The following is a 20178-nucleotide window of genomic DNA, read 5'->3' as shown; positions in this document are numbered from 1 at the left end:
CTCCGGAAGGCCGAACCGGCCTTCACCGTCACGGAGTTGACGGGCGGGCCGCTCGACGCCCTGGCCGCCCGCCACGGCATGACCCCGGCGGCCGCCGGGGGCGGGGCGGCGCGCCGAGTCCAGGGTCAACGACGGAGGAGGCCGCTCGTCAGCCGGGGAGCGGTTGGATTGGCGTTGCTCGATCCCGGCACCGCATTGCTCAGCGCATCGCGGCGGAGGCATTTGGTGCAGCCCGTGCCGGGTCTGCACCACGGTGCCGGGTCAGACTTCGCCACGCCAGGCTCCCGTGGCCGTGCCACGGGACTCGATGAACTCCTTGAACCGTCCGAGGTCCCCGGTCACCTGGCGCTTGACGAAGCCGAGCTTGTCCCCGACGGTCTCGGCCAGGCCTTCGGGATCGAAGTCCATCTGCAGCATCACCTTGGTCTTCGCGTCATCGATGCGGTGGAAGGTCACCACTCCGGCTTGATGTGCCTCACCACCCACGGTGGTCCAGGCGACCCGCTCGTCCGGGATCTGCTCCGTGATCCGCGCATCGAACTCCCGCTTGACATCGGCAACGCTGGTCACCCAGTGAGTGAGGGTGTCGGAGCGCTGCTCGATCCGCTCGACGCCGTCCATGAACTCCGGGAACGACTCGAACTGCGTCCACTGGTTGTAGGCGGTGTGGACCGGGACATCGACCTGGATGGATTCCTCAACCTGCGACATGGTGAATCCTGCCTTTCCTTCAAGGGTTCAGCGGGGGCAACGGCGAACGCCCATCCGGCTTGGCCGTCGGGCGTTCCGGCAACTCCTCGCCCCCGCGCTTCGGCCATGACCTGCTCGCAGAGCAGTGCGCTGGTGCGCCGGACCGGACGGGGATCCGCCTGTGTGAGACACCGGCCTCCTCGGCGTCTGAAGGGTCTCCCCCGGCCCTTGCTGAACCGGCGGTCCCGCCGGTCCGCCATCGGCAGCAGGCCCCCACGACCTGCTGATGCAGTTGCCCGGGCTCGGCATCACCGGGGAGGCGCGCGATCGGCCCGAGGACCGCCGAACTGTCCGGGGCGTCGTCATGGGAATGCTTCGCGGACGACTGCTCCGGCCTCATGGTCCTGGGGTAATTCGCTGGTGCGAGCGCCACGAAGAACAACTCCTCTTACGGGCGTGAGAGCCACTTACGGGCGTCAGGGCCACCGCAAGAGCTTTGCCGAAAATGTCGGACACAGAGGGCGCACGAGCGGACACACACAGCTCTCACAGGTGCCTACGGTCCGAAGCGCACTCCGAGTGCCCGACCCCACTCGGGAGAAACCGCACCACATTCACCAATGCCGGATTCATCAATGCCGCCGATCACTGCAGGGCGCCGGTACGGCCGCTGGAAGAACCTGAGACGGTGGCTGATCACAGAACACCCCGCCCCTGGAAATCGGCGACAAGCGAGCCGTCTTCCAACCGGTCTCCTGGGAGTCGCGTCGGTCGGCACCGAAGGCGGTGGGACGCCTGCACCGATGTGGACTGGTGCGGCCGGTCGGGACTGCCCCGGACCCACAAAGTGGTAAGCGAGGCATGCTGCTCACGCTGTGGTGGCTCTCAGTGCTCGTGGCACTCGGGTCGTCCGGCGGCATGCGTGGCCGGGCGCAGCGGGCTGCCCAGGCGGATCAGGCCGCCGGCGCGATGCGGCAGGTGCTCCTCAGCAACGGCCTCTACGTTCGCCGCCGCGCTGTTGACGATTACTGTCGTCTGGCGGCTCAGCGGCATGTTGGAGCGCGCCGTGCGGCGCTGTCAGCCCACCTGCTGTACGACCGTCGGCTGCGCGACTGGGCCGCCGGGGGCGTCCTGCTGGCCCCTTCTCGGCCTCGATGACGAACGGGACCAGACAGCCGCCTGACGGCCTGCAGGCGTTGACACGGCGATGGGTCATTGACCTTCGACTTCATGGGCGTGCAGTCTTCCCATGGCACGCCGCGCTGGTCACGCTTCCTCTGTCCCGAGGGCGCCGCTGTGGCCCAACTGATGGCCGGCAGGGACCGACGAAATTCCCGAGTTGGCCAAGTACGTCGAACGGGCCCTGGATCACCGGAAGTTGATGGATTCCTCCCTACTTTTCGTCTCATCCACTGGGATGGGAGCCGGACGGCTTTACTCCGCCCTTCCTCAAGTGCTGGGATCTTGTTCGGTTCAGGAGACAACAATCTCCACAGCCGCCTCAGCAGATTTCAACGAGGGTACGGGGGAAACCAGTTGTATTCGAGATCCGATGATGTCCGCCACATGCACACGCTCGGCCCGCATGGCACCAATTTGGAGTCCGCATCCCACGAATGGCTGCGACGTCGGGGTGTTGAAGGAACCGTGGAGCTGCATTCCTCGATCGAATCAGCTCTTGAAGCGGTGCCCGACGATGGGCGTCATGCGCTCACCGCTTGCGCTGTCTACCCGGACCTGCACACTTTGGTCTTTGGTAACCTGCACCGGCTTCACATGATCGACAGCTTCGTCATGCCGACGCACAACATGGTGTTGGCCAGTGGTGGCACGGCCGCCCCGGCGACGGTGGCCTCTCACCCTGCCCCCAAGGGTCTGGTGTCCCGGGGGCCAGCCCCCGCTCGTGCCGAGATCCATGAGGTGCTCAGCAACTCACAGGCCGCGATCGACTGTGCCGAGGGAGTGGTCGAGGGCTGTATCACCACCATCGTCGCTGCCGAGCGGCACGGCCTGCGCATCCTTCGGGACTTCGGTCCCGTCCCGATGGTCTTCACGGTCCACCAGGTACTCGCCACCGACGCTCGCGGGGAGCGGACCCTCACGGCCGGAGCCGCCTGATGACGACCGCTCCCGCGACTGCGCCGATCCCCGAATCCGTCCTGACCGAGGCCGCGATACTGACGGACTGCGTCATTCCGCTGGTGAACCGCTTCCGGGCGCGTCAGAACGATGATGGAACGATCACCGATCCGGTCGACGCCGATCACGTCCTGCTGCGCCGTATCCGGGAGGAGGCCGCGGCCTGGTACCGGCGCCACGAGCTGGACGGCCAGGCCCAGGCACTGGATGCCGACGTCGAGGGCTGGCTCGCCGCGGGTCTGGAGACGCGGCCGGACTTCGCCCGCTCTCGCGACGCCGTTACGGCCCCCGCCGATGGCGAGCCCGTCTTCTTCCTGGCGCCGCTCCAGAGCACCAACAGCGCACCGCCTGTCGGGAAACGCCTCGATTGCTTCTTCGCCTTGCGCAAGGAGCCGAACGCTCTGCCGCGACTGGCTGAGGCGTTCCCGCACCCGAAGAACAACTGCCAGGCTCTGGTGCTCATCACCGGCAGCGCGGGCTTGGCCCAGGGTGCGTGTTTGGTCTTCTTCCCGGAAAATGTGGCCGCTCACGACAAGGTCACCGAGCAGCCGTATGCAATGTTCTTCTTCAACAAGATGCGTAAGATTCACGAGACGTACGCCGTGCCGGCGGCCGCTGCGGTGCTGACGCCGGAGTCGCTGCCCCGGGCCTCCAGTGGCCTGGCCGCGGACGTATGTTATGAGGCTCGCGCCATTTGGGGCTATCTCCACGACTCCATGCACTACCAGGGTTTGTGGCCCTTCGACGAGCATATTTCGCTGAAGATGAATTGGTTCGTCGGCCTCCTGGAGGAGATCAAGGTCGACGCCAAGACGGTCCTTGTCTGCGCGGACAACAAGATTGTTCCCTTCTCCGATGAGCAGATCGACATGATTCTGCTGGAGCGGATCTTCCGCTACCCGCAGGCGGACGACGCCACCCGTAACTTCGACTCGGGCACCGGGGTATTCCTCTACTCCTGGTTCCGCGAGCACGGTGCGCTGACCGGGTCTTCCGCCGACGGATCCTTGCTGAACCTCGACCGCGCCAAGGCGTTGGACGCGCTGCGCGACTACGTCACCGCCGTCGAGAAGCTGGAGGCCGAGGTCACAACGGCGGACGAGTACCGTGCCGCGGCCAAGACCTTGGTCCGCCGGTACCTCCCCGCTGGAGGGCCGAAGCAGCGATACGCCTTCACCGATGACCAGCTGGCGCTGCGCCGGGCCAAGGTAGAGCTCGACCAACTGCCGCCCCTGGAATTCGCGCGGGCCGAGTGGTGAGGGGCGGTACCGTCGGCCGGCCGGCCCCGTACGTGCCGGCGCAGCCTGCCGCGTCCGACCGTGCGGGTGGACACCTGGTCGTGCCCGTCCTGGCGACGCTGATGGTCGGGCTGCTCGCTGTTGGCTGGCTGCTCTCCGGCCATCTCGTGAGAGGCGTCCCGGCGCTGGCGGTCGCTGCCGGGCGCACTGCCGCGAGCTTCGTCGTGATCTCGCTCATCGCAGTGGCCATGCCCCGCAGTTGGCCGGGAGTCCGCACGGCGGGTTCACGCCCGGGAGCCATCCTCGTCCTGGCGTTCCTGGGATTCTTCGTGTATTACTCCGGCACGCTTTTGGGCACCGGGTATCTCGGAGCCTCCCGGGTCGGCCTGATTGTCTCCCTGCTCCCCTGCATCACTTTCGTGATCGGCATCGTCGCCTTCCGTGAACCGGCCACCCGGCGCAAGCTCCTTGGCACCGCGCTGGCCGTGGCGGCAGCATGCAGTTATGCCGTGGCCGACGGCGGTGTCGGCGAGGGGAGCGGCTCCGGGACGAGCGCGGGAGCGCTGCTGAGCGGTGCCCTCCTCGCTCTCGGTGGGACCGTCACTTATGCGTTGTACGGGTATGTCTACCGGCGACGCATGGCAGATGTCTCCCCGCTGGCGGCACTGCCCGCGGTGACGGGTGCCGGCACCGTCATGCTTGGCCTCGTGACGGTGTCGTTCGTTCCGCTCGGTGGTGTCGGCGTGGCGGACTGGGGCGGCATCGCCGTCCTCGGTGCGGTCCTCACAGCCCCCGTCTTCCTGATCTCGCACGAACTGATTCTGCGCAAGGGACCGTTGTTCACTTCTGCCGTGGCACTCGTCGTGCCTTTCCTGGTGCGCCTGGGTGAGTGGGCACTGGGCTGGGCGGAAGCACCTGGCCCGCTCGTGGTCGCCCTGATCCTCCTCTGCGCGGCCGGGGTCTGGCTCACGGTGGGCGGCGCAAGTCGCCCTGCCGCGCCTGTTCCGCCTGATGCTCCCGCCGAACCGGCGGCTTCCCGCTCCGTCGAGCAAGGAATACCTCGATGACCGACTCCCGTCCCACGCTCGTTCTGGTCTACCAGCGCACGAGCTTGCCCTGGATCTTCGAGAGCGCCGAACGTGCCGGAATCGACCTCGTCCTCGTGCCCCGTCCCGACGAAGACGTACCGGCCGACCGGCTGCCGCCCGCCGTGGTGGGGCTGCTCGTCCTCGATCTGGACGGCGATCGGGCAGACGCGCTGGAAACGCTGCGCAAGCGGCATGAGACCCAGCCCTTCCAGGGACTGGTCACCCTGTACGACCCGGCCGTTCCGTTCGTCGCCGAAGCCGCTGAACGGCTGGGGCTGCCGGGAATCGGATGCGAGGCGGCCTTCGGCGCGCAGGACAAGCGGGTGATGCGCGAACGGCTCGCGGCAGCGGGTCTGAACGTGCCCCGGTTCGCCCGTCTGGACAAGCCCGGCGACCTCGCCACGGCGAAAGATCTGTCCTTCCCCGTCGTGGTCAAGCCGGCGCACGGTTTCTCCAGCCTGGGCGTCACCCGAGCCGAGACCGCTGAGTCTTTGGAGAATGTCGTGGCCGAAGTGCGCCAGGTCTGCGCCAACAAGCTCGGCCACGTCGCAGCGCTCGTCGTCGAGGAGTACCTGGATGGTCCGGAGTTGGCGGTGGAGTCCCTGGCCCGGGACGGTGCCGTTCAGGTGCTCTCCATCGGCTACAAGGGAGAACCCGAGGGCCCGTACTTCGAGGAGAGTGTCTACCGAGCCCCGGCCGAGCTCCCGGACGCCATCCGGGACGCCGTCGTTCACGAGGTGATCGCAGCCCATACGGCTCTCGGTATCACCGAAGGCCCCACCCACACCGAGCTGCGGCTGCGCGGCGGGGCTGAGCCGTACCTGCTGGAGATGGGTGCCCGGATCGGCGGCTCCGGCGTCTCCCAGTACATCGCATCACACGTCACCGGGGTCGACTTCGCAGGGGAAGCGCTGCGGATCGCTGCCGGCCTGGAGCCCGCGAATCGGCTTGTGGAAGGGCTGACGGCTTCGGTCGGGGCTGCGGCCAACTACATCGTCCCCTGCGGCGGTCACGGACGAATCGCCACGATCCATGGGCTGGACGAGGTGCGTGCGGACCCACGCGTCGACCATGTCGTACAGATGCTGTTCCCCGGCGATGTGGTCCGCCCCTATCCCGACTTCACCGGCTATCCGGCATTCGTGCTGTCTCGGCACAGGACCGTCGCTGAGGCGGAGGAGTTCCACGCGTACCTGGAACGGACGATCCGCATCGACTACATCCCCGAAGAGGACGCGTCGTGACCCCCGGGCCATTCGACGACCGCGACGGCGCCATCTGGCTCGACGGGGAGTTCGTTCCGTGGCGGGAGGCCAAGCTGCACGTCCTGTCCCACGGACTTCACTACGGCGGAGCCGTCTTCGAAGGCATGCGTGTCTACGGCGGACAAATCTTCAAGTCCGTCGAGCACGCAGAGCGCCTGCACGACTCGGCCCGCGAACTGAACTTCCGCATCCCCTTCACCGTGGCCGAACTCGACGCCGCCGCACGGGAAGCCGTCCACCGGGCAGGTATCGCCGATGGCTACATCCGGCCGGTGGCCTGGCGCGGCAGCGAACAGATCAGCGTCTCGGGAGCCGCGACATCCGTTCACGTTGCCGTGTCAGCCTGGGAGTGGCCACACGTGTTCTCCTCCGCCGCCCAGGAGCAGGGCATCCGGCTGCGGACCTCCAAGTGGCGCCGGCCGGCCCAGGACACCGCGCCGGTGCGGGCCAAAGCAGCCTCTCTCTACAACATCGGTACGCTCGCCCGGGACGAAGCCGAGGCAGCCGGATGCGACGACGCGCTGCTTCTGGACTATCGCGGCCGGCTCGCTGAGGCCACCGGGGCCAATCTCTTCCTGGTGATCGACGGTGAGCTGCATACCCCCATCCCGGAGTGCTTCCTCGACGGCATTACCCGACAGACGGTGATCGGCCTCGCCCGCGATCTCGGAATCGGCGTGCGGGAACGCCACATGGAGACCGACGAACTCACCCGTGCCGACGAGGTATTCCTCACAGGCACTGCCTACGAGGTCCAGCCTGTCAGCGCTGTTGACGACCGGCAGTACCCCGTGGGAAAGGTCACCTCGTTGCTCGCCAAGGCGTATACGCGCCTCGTCCGGCCCCCGCGAGGCTGAGGACACGTACGTCTCAACGGTGGCCTGTGCCCTGTAGGGATCACCGACCGAGGGAAGAGGTAGAGGCCTTGGCGCTCCTCATCGAATACAGCATCGACGCCACCCCCGGCCGCCACATCGTCGAAGTCGACGACGGCGGTGATGGCGGGCGTGGGATCGCTACCTCTTCTGAAGAGTCGATAGAGACAGACGAGACAGACTCTCGCTGCGGGGGACCTGAGGAGGGCCCGGTGTCAAGGTTCGGTCTCACATGCCTTGCTGGTTAAGGGCCAGAAGCAGATTGCCGCCGCTGAACGTCGAGACCTGCTCCAGGATGATGAGCTCGCCTCCCTTGGACACGCCGAAGGCATTCTCCACCCGCTCGTTGTCCTGGATCTCGGGCGTCACCTTGTAGCCGGCGGACTTGAGTTTCCCCGTGTACTGCTTGATGTCCTCACTGGTGGTGTACACCCCAACGGGGGCGAACTCGTGGGTGCTTCCGATGAGCCTGGTCTTCCCGTTCACGGGAAGTGCGACACGCCGCGCGTCCCCCGTGCCCGCGGCAGGCCAGGACCCTCAGGCACCGAGACCGGCTCGGTCGGGATCACGTCGGGCCGTCTCTCTCGTCGACGTTGCAGACGCTCCCGCGAAGCCACGCGTCACAAAGGCGGATCACCGGTCGTCCTGGACACGGCAGGCCGGGACGCGCGGCGCGGTACCCGCTGGTTCGAGCGACCGTTGATCGGGCGCCGATCGATGGAACCCCTTTCCCCACGTGACTGTCATCCAGGGCGAAGGCACGACTCCGGAGCCTGGCGGAACCGGCCCACGAGACGGGCTCACGGCACGAGCCGTGGCTCGCCCACAGCGCCCGCCGGGGATGGCGGATCCGGACCGGACCCGTGCTACCCGCACGCTCCCGAAAGACCGGAGGGTCAGTCGGCTGATGGGGGCACTGAACACACGAGGTTGACCACATGGTTCACAAACTCCGCGGACTCGTCGCAGCAGCTGTCATCACCGGCACCCTGACTGGGCTGGCGGCCTGCAACGACAAGGACGACTCGGCCGGCTCCAAGCCCTCAGCGTCGACGGGAGCGTCCTCGACGCCGTCCGCCAGTTCCAAGGACAACGGGTTGGAAGGTTCCGGCGATGACGGAAAGGAGGACACCAAGCCGACGGGCGACACCTCGTTGCCCGCGCCCGACGGGGACATGATGACGATCTCCGCGGTCGGTGAGGACGACTTGGGCCCCGTGGCCGTCATCACGGGCGGACAGCCGGGCCAGGGGTACTTGAAGACGCTGAAGTCGGCCGGATTCTCCGTGCACCGGGCAAAACAGGACAACGAGCCCATCAAGAACGTCTACGAAGCCGGCAAGGGCGACGTCCGGCTCACCGTCGAGATGGGGCATGCCTTCTTCATGGGCAACGTGATCACCGTGCACGTGACAGGCAAGAACCGCGACTTCACCCTCCCCAAGCCCTCCCCCGCCCAGGGCCTGGTGGCCCAAGGGACGTATTGCCTTTCATCGTTGATGTTCAACCGCCGACCCGGCTTCCTCGCCCGGGACCTGCACGCTTGGCGCTCACTGGGAACGTGTTCCCCAGTGAGCGCCGTCCGTGCTTCCGATGACGTCATCAACGGGCGACCGGCAGGCTGACGGTGGACCGGCCGGGGTCGATCGTGAACTTGGTGGCGCCGTCCTTCAGCGGGACGAAGTTCCCGGCGTCGGCACCGGCGATGGCGATGCGTACGCGGTGCCCCTCGCGGAAGAGGGCTGAGGTGGACACCAGGCCTATCGTGATGTCCTCCATCGCCCCGGGGGTCATCGGGCGGGCGTCCTTGCGCGCGTAGCTGTGGGCGACCCGTACCGCCGCGTCGGGGTGCTTGCCCGGGGCCACCCGGCGGTTGGCCAGCCGCAGTTGGCCCTCGGTGATGTAGGTGACGCGACCGTCGGGAGCGACGTCCTCCAAGTAGACGCGCACGTCCGCATCGGGCTTGTCGACCGCCATCCGCAGCTTGACCACCGGCATCCCGGTGACCCGAACATCGCGTCGCAGAGGGCCGCCCGTGTAGGTCTGCAGGCGGCGGTCGGCCTCACGCCGGTCCGGGTAGACGATGTCGTCGCTGGTGAGGTTGCCGTTCCAGCGGCTCGCAGATCCGGTCGTGGCCTTCGGATCGACCTGGTGGACGTCCTTGGCCCCGCTGCCCAGCTCCCAGCTCTTGGTCCTGGTGCCCGAAGGCGGCCACACGGAGGTCGTGCGCCAGCGGTTCTCGCCGAGCGTGTAGTACCGGATCCGCTTCGTCTTGACATGACGGGAGGCCTTGACGTGCCGGTCGAAGAAGGAGATGAGCGCCCGCCACTGCGCTGCCGGCGACGGTGCGGCGGACTTCTCGGGTGAGTTGAACGGGTTCGCGTCGGCCTGGCCTCCATGGGTCCACGGCCCGATCATGACCTCCTGCGCGTTGCCGAACCTCAGGTACCGCGAGAGCGCGCCGTTGGCCGTACCCGCGTCGAGCCAGCCCGCGGGCACGAACATCGGCACCCGAGAACGGGAGATCTCCCGCTGGTAGCTGCCGGTGCTGCCGTCGGTCAGAGAGACCCCGCCCTGACGGTCGTCGCGGAAGGCGTTGCGCTTCATGAACGGGGCGATGTCCACGTTGGCCTGGTGCTCGCGCTCGGCCGCCTTGGCGAGGTCGGATCCGCGCGGCCCGTCCACGGGGCGCGGCTTGCCGAACTCGGCGCGCCAGGCGTCGTCGCAGGGTTTCCCCAGCCTCCTGGCAAGGTCGCACACCGCGCCGTCGATGCCGTCCAGCGCGCGCGAGGCCGTCAGCCACCTGTAGATCACGGCCATCTCCGTGCCGCCCGGACGGATGAGGTCGTGGTACATCTCGTAGTCGTTGAACCGGGGTGCGATGGCGGTGAGATGGCGGTTCCTGAGCCGTGTCATCATCTCGGCGGTGTCGCCGTCGTAGGAGTCGCCGAAGGCGCCGACCCGGCCCGTCGACCATGGCTGGGCCGCGATCCAGTCGAGGATTTCGCCGTAGTCGGTGACTTCGGCCTTGGACAACTCGCTGCTGCGGTTGCCGAAGGACGCGCCGCTGCCGCGTGCATCGACCAGCACGAGCGCGTACCCCGCCTTGGTCCACCGTTCGGTCTCCGCGCTGCCGGATTCGCCCGCCCGGGCCTTCCAGTAGCGGGTCGCTCTCATCGCTGTCGGGACCTTCCTGCGTGCCGCGAGGGGCTGGGGAAGCCATACGTCCACCGCGATCCGTGTGCCGTCCCGCATCGGGACGTACAGGGACTGGAACCGGGCCGTGCGCTTGGTGGTCGGCCGGCCGGCCGCTCGGGACGCCGACGCCGACGCCCTGCCGTCGGTGGCACTGGACTTCGAGGGTGAGTCCGAGGATTCATCGGTACCGGCGCTGCAGGCCGGTAGTGCGACTGACGCGAGGATCACCCCGGCGATGAATGAACTACGCAGACGCACGGGAGTTCCCCTTCTGGCCGCCGTTGAAGACCACGCGTATGTACAGCACAGAACATTCCTTTCATCGAAGACTGGAAAATCTCGCAGCTATGAGCACGGCAGGCCCGCCGGGAATGTTCCGGCAAAGACGTGCCCGGCCGACTCCGGCAGCGAACGTATTGACATGGCGCTCGCTGAATGGGGGAAACGATCTCGTCCCCGCACCGGGAATCCTGTCGGGATCCGCAGTACCGCACACTGGCCGTAGCGTCACTTTCCCGAGGTGGTGCCAGCACCACCCCGCAGGGCGCCTGGCCCCGGCCTTCTCCCCGGCCGCACACGGGAAATTGTTGCCGCCGACACCCTGCGTGAGTGATCAACTCGAATCCGGTTTTGACGATGTCGGGGTTGCGATGGCAGCGGACACGCTGCTCGAACTGCGCAACGAACTGTTCCGGCAACTCGTCGAGCAGGAGGGTTACCGGACGATCGCGATCGAGAGCGACTGCATGATGGGCCTGGTCGAGGGCTACGTCACCTCGGGAACGGGCACCCTCGTCGACGTCATGGAACGCGGGTTCAGCCACGGCTGGGGCACCTTCGCGCCCAACCGCGAGCTGGTGCGCTGGATGCGCGCCCACAACGACGGCCGGCCCGCGTCCGAGCGCATCCGCTTCGCCGGTTTCGACGGGCCGCTGGAGATGACCGCCGCCGCGAGCCCACGGCAGGCGCTCACCGCACTCCACGACCACCTCGCGGCCCGGGTGGACGCGGACCTGCTGCCCTGCACCGCGGAAACGCTCGACCGCCTGCTCGGCGCCCACGACCGGTGGACCGATCCCGCCGCGATGATGGACCCGGCCCGGTACGTGGGACGGTCGACCGAGGCCGAGGAGTTGCGGCTGCTCACCGACGATCTGGTGGCGCTGCCCGAAACGCGACGCCTCACCTGATGACGGCGACCTCGCGGGAGGACTGGGATCGGGCACTCCTGTACGGGCGCACCGCCACCGGCCTGCTGCGCTACCACTACTGGATGGCCGGCACCTCACCGGCCCGTATGACGCGGCTGTGCGCGCTGCGGGATCAGATGATGGCCCACAACCTCCTCGCCGTTTCCGCCCGGGGCCCGGCACTCGTCCATGCCCACAACTCCCATCTCCAGCGGGAGAAGAGCACGATGCAGATGTGGAAGGGCCGGTGGAGTGGTGGAGCGCCGGCGCGCTGGTGAGCGCCCGGCTCGGCGAGGGTTACGCGTTCCTGACCTCGGCCCTCGGCACGATCGGGCACCAGGGGGGTGGGCACGCCGCCCCAGGACACCGTCGAAGGACTCGTACGCACTCCCGGAGGACCGCTACGTCATCGACGCTTCGCGGCTGGCCACCGTCCTCGGCGACACTCGGCCCGCGCTCCGCGTGTCCCCCTGGTTCGTCTACGCCCCGCTCGACCCGGCCCATCTGGCGGACATCGACGGAATCGTGTACGTGAGGGACGTCGGGCAGATCCAGCGCCGCTGATTCCGGGTACCGAGAGGGTCCTTCTCCAAGTCCCTGATGGAAATGGGGGGTTGCGCTGAGGTGCCGAAGTACCGGGGGGATTGGATCGGAGGGCGGGAGCGGTGTCGCCCGGGCTCAGGCCCGATCGCCCCGCCCCGCGGACTCGCCCGGAGCCCGGACAGTTGTGGTAGGCGAGGCAATGCGATTCGAGTATTTCCATGGAGAGACCACTCGTAGCGTCTACGGCGCCGCACCAGACGGATGCATTGCTTACGGTGGGAGCCGCCCATGGACACGCGCGTCACCCTCGCCGAGGAGCTGCTGCTCCTCGCTCTCGATCCGGTCACGGGCAAACCGCGCTGCAGACCGCGTTTTCTGCAGTACGGCCTGGCCGGGGCCGTGCTCGCGGAGCTGGAGGCAGCCGGCCGGATCGTCGAGGACCACGGCCGGATCGTCATCGTCAACCCGGCTCCGGTCGGTGATCCCCTGCTCGACGACGCCCTGGCGAGCCTGCCCGGCCCCGGCAAGGCGAAAGGTATGCGGATCCAGCGATGGATCCGCGGTTCGGCCTGGCCGATCGAGGAGGCATGTGCCCACCGCCTGGCACAGCGCGGCGCGATCCGCATCGAGAAGCGTCGTTCCTTCCTGTTCTTCCAGTACCACCTCTACCCGTCGGCCGGCGCGGACTGGTCCACGCCCGCGGTCGCTCGCCTCCGCTCCGCCGCCAAGGTCCGCTTCCCCGACCGGCGCAGCCGCATGCTCGCCGGCCTCGTCTGCGCCGTCGACCTGGCATCGGGAATCTGTCCCGGTTCCGGGAGCGCCCGCAGGATCCGCCGTGACATGCACCAGCTCACGAACGCACAGTGGCCCGCATCCGCGGTGCGGCGCACCGTGCGAATGGACAAGGTCGGCCAGTCCGCCGGAGGCGGATGACACCACGCGGGCCCGGGGAAGTACGGTCGAGGGCCCTCGTACTTCTGATGCGGACACCGACATGAGCGCTGATCCCGGCCGGCCGGGCGGCTTCGAGGCCGCGACCGGCGCCACGCAGGCCCTCCCTGCCGGGCCGGGACGGAAGGCATCCGTCCGGGAGGCGTTCGAAGGGCTGCTGCAGATCCGGCGCCTGATGAACACCGCGGCACCGGATCCGCTCGCGGTGCCGGCCGCGTGGGAACGGCGCCGGCCCGTACGAGCGGTCGCCCTCGCGCTGGAAGCCGCCGGCCTCCCGCCGTCGGCCCTCAATGCGGAAGGGCAGCGGATCGCGACGGGCTACTGCGTCGGCGAAGCGGAGCGGCAGGGCGCGGTACGGGTGGACTGGCTGGGCCCGGTCGGCAGCGGCGCCGCATACGCCTCCCGAGAAGCCTTGCGGGAGTGCGCTGCCGTCCTACGCGGACTCGGCTGGGAGGCGCTGGAAGTCCGCGGGCCGCGCAACCGGTGGCACCTCGAAGCGGAGCCCGTGCCGTGACGCCGGCCGGGGGCGGGTTCAGCGGTCGGCCGTATGTCCCGCACACTCGACCACCACGTCCCGCAGGCCTCAGCCCGTACATCTCGCCCGGGCCGGCCGAGGGCCAATGCGCCTACGGGAGTGCGGCGGTGGATCCCGGGACACCACCGGACCGCCGACATCCCCGCCGGCCGACAGCCCCGGCCGGGCGACAGTCCGCGAGCCGTACACAGGGCGCCCGGCACCCCGTGCACCCATGGGAACCGAACGGAACCCCGCCGACAGGGCCGGGCACCGCGGGCCACGCAACCCCGTCCGGATGCCCTCGACGCGCTACCCGCGCCCGTCAGCAGGCTCTTCGACCGCAGCCGTCCTCCAGCAGGCGAGCAGGGCGGCCACCACTCGGGTCGCCATGAGGACCCACTACGAACCGTTGGGCCGACAGCCGCACCGCGGTCGGCGCCGGCGCACCCGCGTCCTGTTCCGGGGCCGGATCACACTCCGAGGCTTTCGGACCCCGCTACGTAAACGCCCGGTCCGGTCAGAGCCACCCCGCGGGCTTGGCCGTTCCCAGGGCTCGGGTGACGGTGATCTCGATGACAACGCGCTCCGGGTTGGGCCGCGGGGGCTTGTACCGCTCGGCGTAACGCCGCTCCGCGTCGGCCACGGAAGCCGGGGCGTCCTTGATGACCGCGGTGCCCTCCAGGGTGCACCACCGGCGGCCCTCAGCCTGGCTCACAGCAACGCGGGCGTTCCCGCCCGCGGCCCGTACGTTGCGGACTTTCCTGCTGCCCGCGCTGCTGATGACGCGCGCGATCCGCGTCTCGGGGTCGTACGTCACGCCCACCGGCACCAGGTGCGGGGTCCCGTCGGGGCGCAGGGTGGTGAGGAAGCAGAGGCGACTTTCCCGCCAGAAGAGGTCATCGGGCGGGGCCGGTTGTGGCGAGGCCGTCATGGGGGTCCCTTCGGGGCGGGCAGCGTGGGTGCACGGATCGGGTCGCGGCCGCAATCCGGGGGCAGAGTACGTGACCCCTGCCCGGGTGCCCGCCCGTAACTCCCGCATTTCGCCGGGGAGTGCCCCCGGCCGTGGACGTGACGGTTCTCCGGCCGATCCGTCCACGCCTGTTGGTGAACCACCGGCGAGGCTCCGCGGCTCCCACCGAGGGCGCTCCTCCGGGCAGAAGCCACGAGCTGGGCCGGTTACTACCGATGGCAGCCGTGGAGCGCGGAGAAGCGACGGTGTTGCAACGGGTGACCGGGGGCCTCGGACTCTCAACAGCCTTGCCAGGAGTGGCAATACGGCCCACCCGCTCAGCGGGCGGGCCGCATCGGCTAGAACTGAACGTGGGCGGCGATCGTGGTGTCACCGCGCACGCACGTGGGCTGCTCTTCCGTTTCGACCGACGAAGGCGACTGGCATGTCCAACGTCGTACGTTCACCGGACCGCCGCCGCCGTTTCCTGGTGCTTCGCCGTTCGCCAGGGCCGTGTAATAGCGCTGGAACACCCTCAGCGCTTTGGTGCACCGGACCGAGCCCGAACGGATACGGACCTCGGCGGGGTAACCGGCCGCCGTGGTCACCGTGCCGCACGTGGTGCCGGGTCCTGCGGGCAACTCCCGGTCCGGCGCGGACCGGACGACCGTCCGCGCCGGTGCCTGCTCCGCGGCTGCCGCACTGGCGCCGCTGCTCGCAATGAATGCAGCCACGGTGGCGGCTGCAAGGACGGATCCAAGGAGGGGCGTCGATCGGCCACTCACGGCTGACCTCTGCTCCATGGAACGACATACGCTCAACAAAGAATTCCCCAACATGCTCGCTCGGCCATGGTGCGCGACGTCCGGAAAGGGTGCGCGATCCTGGCCCGCTCCTCTCTGGTCAGTACGTGCGTCGGCCGGAGCTTCGGCACGTGTGCCCCTCGATCCAAGTGCCTCGGGGCTCGCCGAGCATCCGCCAGATGGCGGACGCGCACACTTCGTGGATGCACAACGAGCGGGCCGCGACGAGAAGTCGGAGTTCCGCCCAGGGTCGTCCGAACGGGGATCCACGGATCAGTGTCGAGGGCGTCCTCGGCACGGGAGTACACCTCCACCGTGCGCCTGTCCGACTCGTCGGGCGCTCCGACCCTGACCTGTACGAGCCATCCCGTACGCTCGGGCACGACCAGCGGGGCGGCGATGGTCAGTTCCTCCACACTGTCGTAGCCCCCCCTCCCCACGATCGGTACGAAGCGCCCCGGCCCGTGGCCATCACAACGCCTCGACGCGGCACGGACGTCACCCCTCCAGCGCGGATGGGGTGCCGGGGCCCCTCAGGCCCTCGCCATCAATGCCTTCGTCCGCGGCGGGGAACGGGGGGCGCGGGCTCTGCCTGCGATGCGACGGGCACGGGCGAGACTCGCGATGAGTCCTGCCGCTACGCGGAGTCCGAACTGGTGTAAGCACACAAGGGAGCCCCCACGAAAGGACGCTTCCCATGGCCTTCACCCACGTACTGGCCGTCGCTCCCGTCCGGGACATCGAAACCGCCGTGGCCTGGTACGAACGGCTCATCGGCCGTCCTGCGGACCGCAGGCCCATGGACGGGCTGGCCGACTGGCACATCTCCTCCGACGGCTGGATCCAGGTCTTCGCCTCGCCCGAGCACGCCGGATCGACACTGCTCAACCTCGTCGTCGACGACCTCGACTCCGCACTCGCCGCGATCACAGGCCGCGGCTTGACCGCGGGGCCGGTGGAGCACGGCGGTCAGAAGGTACGGTTCGCAGCCCTGCACGATCCCGACGGCAACCGCATCACCCTGATCGAGAACCCCATCACCTGACCGCTTCACTCCGGGTCGACGAACAGCCGGGGCAGGCGGTGCGCACAGGCCGCAGCCTGCGGGGATGCCCGTGAGGCGCCCTCTCCGTACGGGCCATCCGCCACGTGAAGGAACCGGGGCTCCGGGATACGTGTGTTGGGAGCCGTACCCCGGAGCCCCTTCGGCCTGCAGAGGATTGACATGGCCGTGCACTGAAAGGAATTGCGACAGAAGGATCTGGTGCGTTCCCTTCTCAGTGCATCCTCCTCAACGCCGAAAGGCACAGGCGGTTACGCCCGCTTCTCGAATGGACCAGTAATTGGCGACTGCCCGGCCCATGCCGGGCGCATTGACTGTTTCTCCAGTGCCCGCGACCCATGGCGGATGGATATTCCATTCCCGCCGGGTCGGGCAGGGGACCGGGTCAACTGGCCGCCAGACGCGGGTCGTTGCTGGTTGACCACACGTACGTCCGGTTCGCACGGCCGGGCTCTTGCCTCGCGCCGGGGCAAGGCAAGGGAAAATCGGATCACTTCGGCACACTCCGACCGAGTGGAGCAGAAAGGAGGTGCTGAGAAGGAGGGCATCCTCCGAATCCCGAGGCCGAAGACCTATCTCCGGTAATCCCGGATACGGGGCCCCGGCGAACTGTACGGTGGTGATGGCGGCGGGCTCCTCATCTCCGGCAAAGGAACCGTCGTTATCCGGGTGGTTTCGGGGTTTCGGAATTCTTCCTACAGGTCCGCGACGAGAAGCCGGTATCCGGCGTCGAGCGTTTCGCGGTCGAGCAGGTCGGCATGGCGCTCATGCCAGCGGCCGGAGGACAGGTCGTCGGAAAGCCTGGTCAGGCCCGCTCGGAGGACCTCCTCGCCGGCCTGCGCAAGATGCGACATACCGGCCCTCACCACCGGATCGAGATAGGCCTCGGGTCGACGCCAATAGGCGCCGCCGAACCCATCGGCGCAGTCGTACGGGATCGGGACCGTCTCGACGCGCGCGCCCCCCAACAGGGCCACGAGCCGGTCGATGCCGACGGCGCGCGTCTCGTCGAACGCCGCGACCTCGGGCAAGTACTCGTTCAGCAGCCAGAACGTGCGGTTGACGTTCTGGTCCCAGGTGAGGATGACGATGCGCCGTCGGGCGATACGGCACATCTCCTCGATACCGGCTGCCAGGTCCGTCCAGTGGTGAACTGTCAACAGGGCCATCACCGCCTCGGCCGCGTCATCCGCCACAGGGATCGACTCCGCGGACGCCTGCAGCGCCGGCGCGGCACCAGTGGGACGCTGGGCAATCATGACCGAGCTGGGCTCGATTGCGAGCACCGTCTGCGGCGGCTCGTAGGAACCGGTCCCGGCCCCGACGTTGATCACGGTTGCGGCATTCCCGAGGGCCGTATGGATCTGCGCGGCGATGCGCGGATCCTGCCGTCGGGTTCTGCCATAAGTCGCACCAACGGTGTCGTATGTCGTCATGGCGGACAGTATGACGCGCCATGGAAAGGCCGGCCGTTGCGGTGGGCCGTCAGCACTGTCGCCACTGTCGTTGTCAACTCAACCAATCACTCACAATAGCGACAAGGCATCATATTCACCTGAATGGCGGTCACTGATGAGCATGAGTCACACCATGCTGGGCTGAGGATCAGCCCCGAACTGGCATGCCCAGGGGGCTACTTGGTACTGGACACTGGAGACACACGATGCGCCTCTTCAAGCTTCTCGGCCTGGGTACGGCCACCGCTCTGGCCACCGTTGTTGCGAGCGCCTCCTCGGCACCGGCCGCCACACCGACGCCGAAGACCGGGGAACTCACCTTCCGGCTGGTCGCGAAACAGACTCAGATCTCCTTCGTCGATGTGGGCGTCCCCGGCCCCAGCCAGGGCGACGAGTTCGTCACCAGCGCGGACCTCTACCGGGGGAGCACCAAGATCGGAACCCAGGGCGGAGTCTGCACATTGACCCGGACCGCCCCGAATGACGAGTTCGACGAACAGTGCGTCAACACGCTCACCTTGCCCGGGGGACAGCTCACCGTGCAGGGGCTGATCTCCGTCACCAGTGCCGGGCCGGGCGACATCGACCTGGCGATCACGGGAGGCACTGAGCTGTACCGGAGGGCTCGCGGTGACGTCCACGCCGTCCTCCTCAACCCGACGGACACGCAGCTCACCATCCGCCTCGTCATCCTCTGACACGCGGCTTGCGCCACGGGCTCGACGCCTGGCGTTGCCACCGGCGCGTTGAGCAGATCAGGGCTCCTGTTGAATGCAGCAGGAGCCCGAGGCCAGGCCGAACCTGGCCGGCTGCGCCAGTGACCGCCACGGGCCCTTGAGTTGGCCCCCGGCACGTTGTGCACCCCACGCCGGGCGACGACGAGGCAGATACTCGTGAACGAGTGCGGGCTTGAACTGATGGCCTGTCAGCCACGGAAAACGCGGAATTCTCCCGCCCGGAGCCGTGCGCGCCCGAGGCTCACCGTCACTTTCCGGGGGGCGTGGTCCGTGGACGTCAATCGCCGGGCGAACGGACGGCGTTGCGGTAGTCGCGTGGCGGTACGCCGTAGGCCGTTCGGAATGCGCGGGTGAAGTCGGCAGCCCGGGTAAAACCGCAGCGCGCGGCGATCGCGTGAATGGGAGTCGTGCGCCAGGCGGGATCGGCAAGTTCGCGGTGGGCACGCTCAAGGCGCCGCCGGCGGACCCAGGCTGCCACGGTGGTCTCCTCGTTCCGGAAGAGGCCGTGGAGATGGCTGAGGGAAATGTGATGCGCGGCCGCGATCGTGGCGGGGCGCAGATCCGGGTCGGACAAGTGCTGCTGGATGAAGGCCTTGATGCGCAGGGCCAGAGCTTGATGGTGCGTTTCCGGCGGTACGGCGTCCTCGGCCTCGAGGTGATGGGCGAGGGTCGCGGTGAACAGATCCAGGGCCACCGTACCCAGGCGTGTGGCGTCCGCCGGTCCGTAGTACGTGCTCTCGCCCGCGAGTTGGGTGAGGAACTGGGCGAGCAGGGCACCGATGCCCTCCTGGCTGGGCAACGCCCGTGCGAGCAGTCGGTCGACCCTGTCGGAGGGCAGCGGTACGAGGTTCTTGGGAATGCCCAGTCCGATGGATGTCACCGTGCCCGCAACGGTCTTCCAGGGGTGCGAGGTGTCGACGACGTACATCTGCCGCGCACCGTGCTCTTCTTCGCGGCCCGCGTGGCTGATGGTCATGGTCCCGCGGATGAGCAGGGCGAGGTCGTAGAACTCGGGGTCGGACTGCCGGACCAGCTTGGGGGTGCGTAAGCCCGTGACCGGTTGCACGGTGGTCGGCAGGACCGAGACGGAGCCGAGTCGGAGACAGCGGAGCTCACCGTGGAAGTCGCCGGAGTGTTCGCTGCTGGTGTCCATGGGACAGATGGTCTTGGCCAGATGCTCTCGCCAGGCTTCGAACCGGTGCGCCGCCACCGGCAGGTCGCGGCTGCGGAAGACGGTGTCCGGCTTCATGTTCCCCCCGATGCGCTCGTATTCAGGGGCACGCAGGCCGGCGGTGGCGCGTTCCTCGATGGTCGTCGAGGTCCCGCGCCCGGAGCCTGTGTCCTCCCTCGCACTCATCCTTCCTCACATCGTGTCAGGGACGCGAAGTACCGCGATGCCCGGCCTCATCGGAGCCGGCCGAAAGCGTGCGGTCAACAGGATGCTGGACCACGGTCTCCCCCGCGGATTCCCCGGC

The 20178-nt window shown here is 68.2% G+C and carries 19 protein-coding genes and 1 pseudogene; 12 read left to right on the top strand and 8 right to left on the bottom strand.

Features of this window, described 5'->3' with window-relative positions:
* Positions 1–261: 261 nt before the first annotated feature.
* Complete coding sequence (locus tag AB0M26_RS27780; protein ID WP_365265130.1) at positions 262–711, bottom strand: SRPBCC family protein; 450 nt, start codon at positions 709–711, stop codon at positions 262–264.
* A gap of 840 nt (positions 712–1551) precedes the next feature.
* On the opposite strand from AB0M26_RS27780, the gene AB0M26_RS27775 reads away from it, so the two are divergent.
* The 6 genes from AB0M26_RS27775 (at position 1552) to AB0M26_RS27750 (ending at position 7277) form a co-directional block, all read left to right on the top strand.
* Positions 1552–1848: a hypothetical protein gene (locus AB0M26_RS27775; RefSeq protein ID WP_365265128.1), complete on the top strand. Its 297-nt coding sequence runs from the start codon at positions 1552–1554 to the stop codon at positions 1846–1848.
* Between the two features lie 489 nt (positions 1849–2337).
* On the top strand, positions 2338–2808 hold the full coding sequence (locus tag AB0M26_RS27770; RefSeq protein WP_365265126.1) for a bacilysin biosynthesis protein BacA: 471 nt from the start codon (positions 2338–2340) through the stop codon (positions 2806–2808).
* Complete coding sequence (locus tag AB0M26_RS27765) at positions 2808–4088, top strand: DUF6421 family protein (RefSeq protein WP_365265125.1); 1281 nt, start codon at positions 2808–2810, stop codon at positions 4086–4088. Before AB0M26_RS27770 ends, AB0M26_RS27765 begins: the two co-directional genes overlap by 1 nt.
* Before the next feature lie 80 nt (positions 4089–4168).
* Complete coding sequence (locus AB0M26_RS27760) at positions 4169–5134, top strand: DMT family transporter (protein WP_365265123.1); 966 nt, start codon at positions 4169–4171, stop codon at positions 5132–5134.
* On the top strand, positions 5131–6399 hold the full coding sequence (locus tag AB0M26_RS27755) for an ATP-grasp domain-containing protein (RefSeq protein WP_365265121.1): 1269 nt from the start codon (positions 5131–5133) through the stop codon (positions 6397–6399). Before AB0M26_RS27760 ends, AB0M26_RS27755 begins: the two co-directional genes overlap by 4 nt.
* A complete protein-coding gene (locus AB0M26_RS27750) occupies positions 6396–7277 on the top strand; it encodes a branched-chain amino acid aminotransferase (protein WP_365265119.1) in 882 nt (293 codons plus the stop codon). Before AB0M26_RS27755 ends, AB0M26_RS27750 begins: the two co-directional genes overlap by 4 nt.
* Before the next feature lie 246 nt (positions 7278–7523).
* Here AB0M26_RS27750 and AB0M26_RS27745 read toward each other — a convergent pair whose 3' ends face one another.
* Entirely contained in the window at positions 7524–7781 is a 258-nt protein-coding gene (locus AB0M26_RS27745) for a hypothetical protein (protein ID WP_365265117.1), read from the bottom strand.
* 452 nt (positions 7782–8233) lie between these two features.
* Here AB0M26_RS27745 and AB0M26_RS27740 point away from each other — a divergent pair, with 452 nt between their 5' ends.
* Positions 8234–8920: a hypothetical protein gene (locus tag AB0M26_RS27740; RefSeq protein ID WP_365265115.1), complete on the top strand. Its 687-nt coding sequence runs from the start codon at positions 8234–8236 to the stop codon at positions 8918–8920.
* On the opposite strand, the gene AB0M26_RS27735 is transcribed toward AB0M26_RS27740, so the two are convergent.
* Entirely contained in the window at positions 8898–10550 is a 1653-nt protein-coding gene (locus AB0M26_RS27735; RefSeq protein WP_365265134.1) for a CocE/NonD family hydrolase, read from the bottom strand. The two genes, AB0M26_RS27740 and AB0M26_RS27735, sit on opposite strands and share 23 nt — an antisense overlap.
* A 593-nt stretch (positions 10551–11143) precedes the next feature.
* On the opposite strand from AB0M26_RS27735, the pseudogene AB0M26_RS27730 reads away from it, so the two are divergent.
* The 3 genes and pseudogenes from AB0M26_RS27730 to AB0M26_RS27720 all read left to right on the top strand — a co-directional run bounded on the left by AB0M26_RS27730 (position 11144) and on the right by AB0M26_RS27720 (position 13691).
* Positions 11144–12247 (top strand): annotated as a pseudogene (locus AB0M26_RS27730) (erythromycin esterase family protein).
* Between the two features lie 267 nt (positions 12248–12514).
* Positions 12515–13159, top strand: coding sequence for a GPP34 family phosphoprotein (locus AB0M26_RS27725; RefSeq protein WP_365265113.1), 645 nt, complete (start codon positions 12515–12517; stop codon positions 13157–13159).
* A gap of 61 nt (positions 13160–13220) precedes the next feature.
* Positions 13221–13691, top strand: coding sequence for a hypothetical protein (locus tag AB0M26_RS27720; protein WP_365265111.1), 471 nt, complete (start codon positions 13221–13223; stop codon positions 13689–13691).
* 520 nt (positions 13692–14211) lie between these two features.
* On the opposite strand, the gene AB0M26_RS27715 is transcribed toward AB0M26_RS27720, so the two are convergent.
* The 3 genes from AB0M26_RS27715 to AB0M26_RS27705 all read right to left on the bottom strand — a co-directional run bounded on the left by AB0M26_RS27715 (position 14212) and on the right by AB0M26_RS27705 (position 15862).
* Positions 14212–14625: a PPOX class F420-dependent oxidoreductase gene (locus tag AB0M26_RS27715; RefSeq protein ID WP_365265109.1), complete on the bottom strand. Its 414-nt coding sequence runs from the start codon at positions 14623–14625 to the stop codon at positions 14212–14214.
* 377 nt (positions 14626–15002) lie between these two features.
* Positions 15003–15377: a hypothetical protein gene (locus AB0M26_RS27710; protein WP_365265107.1), complete on the bottom strand. Its 375-nt coding sequence runs from the start codon at positions 15375–15377 to the stop codon at positions 15003–15005.
* Positions 15378–15460: 83 nt separating this feature from the next.
* Entirely contained in the window at positions 15461–15862 is a 402-nt protein-coding gene (locus AB0M26_RS27705; RefSeq protein WP_365265132.1) for a hypothetical protein, read from the bottom strand.
* Positions 15863–16143: 281 nt separating this feature from the next.
* Between AB0M26_RS27705 and AB0M26_RS27700 the strand changes: the two genes are divergently transcribed.
* On the top strand, positions 16144–16491 hold the full coding sequence (locus AB0M26_RS27700; RefSeq protein ID WP_365265105.1) for a VOC family protein: 348 nt from the start codon (positions 16144–16146) through the stop codon (positions 16489–16491).
* Positions 16492–17204: 713 nt separating this feature from the next.
* Here AB0M26_RS27700 and AB0M26_RS27695 read toward each other — a convergent pair.
* Positions 17205–17945, bottom strand: a complete 741-nt coding sequence (locus AB0M26_RS27695) for a methyltransferase domain-containing protein (RefSeq protein ID WP_365265103.1) — start codon at positions 17943–17945, stop codon at positions 17205–17207.
* Positions 17946–18172: 227 nt separating this feature from the next.
* On the opposite strand from AB0M26_RS27695, the gene AB0M26_RS27690 reads away from it, so the two are divergent.
* The gene (locus tag AB0M26_RS27690; protein ID WP_365265101.1) at positions 18173–18664 is read left to right on the top strand and encodes a hypothetical protein; all 492 of its coding nucleotides are present in this window, start codon (positions 18173–18175) and stop codon (positions 18662–18664) included.
* Between the two features lie 316 nt (positions 18665–18980).
* Here AB0M26_RS27690 and AB0M26_RS27685 read toward each other — a convergent pair whose 3' ends face one another.
* The gene (locus tag AB0M26_RS27685) at positions 18981–20060 is read right to left on the bottom strand and encodes a helix-turn-helix domain-containing protein (protein WP_365265099.1); all 1080 of its coding nucleotides are present in this window, start codon (positions 20058–20060) and stop codon (positions 18981–18983) included.
* Between the last annotated feature and the right edge of the window lie 118 nt (positions 20061–20178).

The organism is Streptomyces sp. NPDC051776, from assembly GCF_040681345.1.
Taxonomy (GTDB): Bacteria; Actinomycetota; Actinomycetes; order Streptomycetales; family Streptomycetaceae; genus Streptomyces.
This window is presented reverse-complemented; position numbering and strand designations above follow the sequence as displayed.

Bases quoted from the DNA above. Each gene is read 5' to 3' on its own strand.
- AB0M26_RS27780 (WP_365265130.1), bottom strand. From the start codon at position 711: ATGTCGCAGGTTGAGGAATCCATCCAGGTCGATGTCCCGGTCCACACC.
- AB0M26_RS27775 (WP_365265128.1), top strand. From the start codon at position 1,552: ATGCTGCTCACGCTGTGGTGGCTCTCAGTGCTCGTGGCACTCGGGTCG.
- AB0M26_RS27765 (WP_365265125.1), top strand. From the start codon at position 2,808: ATGACGACCGCTCCCGCGACTGCGCCGATCCCCGAATCCGTCCTGACC.
- AB0M26_RS27755 (WP_365265121.1), top strand. From the start codon at position 5,131: ATGACCGACTCCCGTCCCACGCTCGTTCTGGTCTACCAGCGCACGAGC.
- AB0M26_RS27740 (WP_365265115.1), top strand. From the start codon at position 8,234: ATGGTTCACAAACTCCGCGGACTCGTCGCAGCAGCTGTCATCACCGGC.
- AB0M26_RS27735 (WP_365265134.1), bottom strand. From the start codon at position 10,550: ATGCGGGACGGCACACGGATCGCGGTGGACGTATGGCTTCCCCAGCCC.
- AB0M26_RS27725 (WP_365265113.1), top strand. From the start codon at position 12,515: ATGGACACGCGCGTCACCCTCGCCGAGGAGCTGCTGCTCCTCGCTCTC.
- AB0M26_RS27720 (WP_365265111.1), top strand. From the start codon at position 13,221: ATGAGCGCTGATCCCGGCCGGCCGGGCGGCTTCGAGGCCGCGACCGGC.
- AB0M26_RS27715 (WP_365265109.1), bottom strand. From the start codon at position 14,625: ATGACGGCCTCGCCACAACCGGCCCCGCCCGATGACCTCTTCTGGCGG.
- AB0M26_RS27700 (WP_365265105.1), top strand. From the start codon at position 16,144: ATGGCCTTCACCCACGTACTGGCCGTCGCTCCCGTCCGGGACATCGAA.
- AB0M26_RS27695 (WP_365265103.1), bottom strand. From the start codon at position 17,945: ATGACGACATACGACACCGTTGGTGCGACTTATGGCAGAACCCGACGG.
- AB0M26_RS27690 (WP_365265101.1), top strand. From the start codon at position 18,173: ATGCGCCTCTTCAAGCTTCTCGGCCTGGGTACGGCCACCGCTCTGGCC.
- AB0M26_RS27685 (WP_365265099.1), bottom strand. From the start codon at position 20,060: ATGAGTGCGAGGGAGGACACAGGCTCCGGGCGCGGGACCTCGACGACC.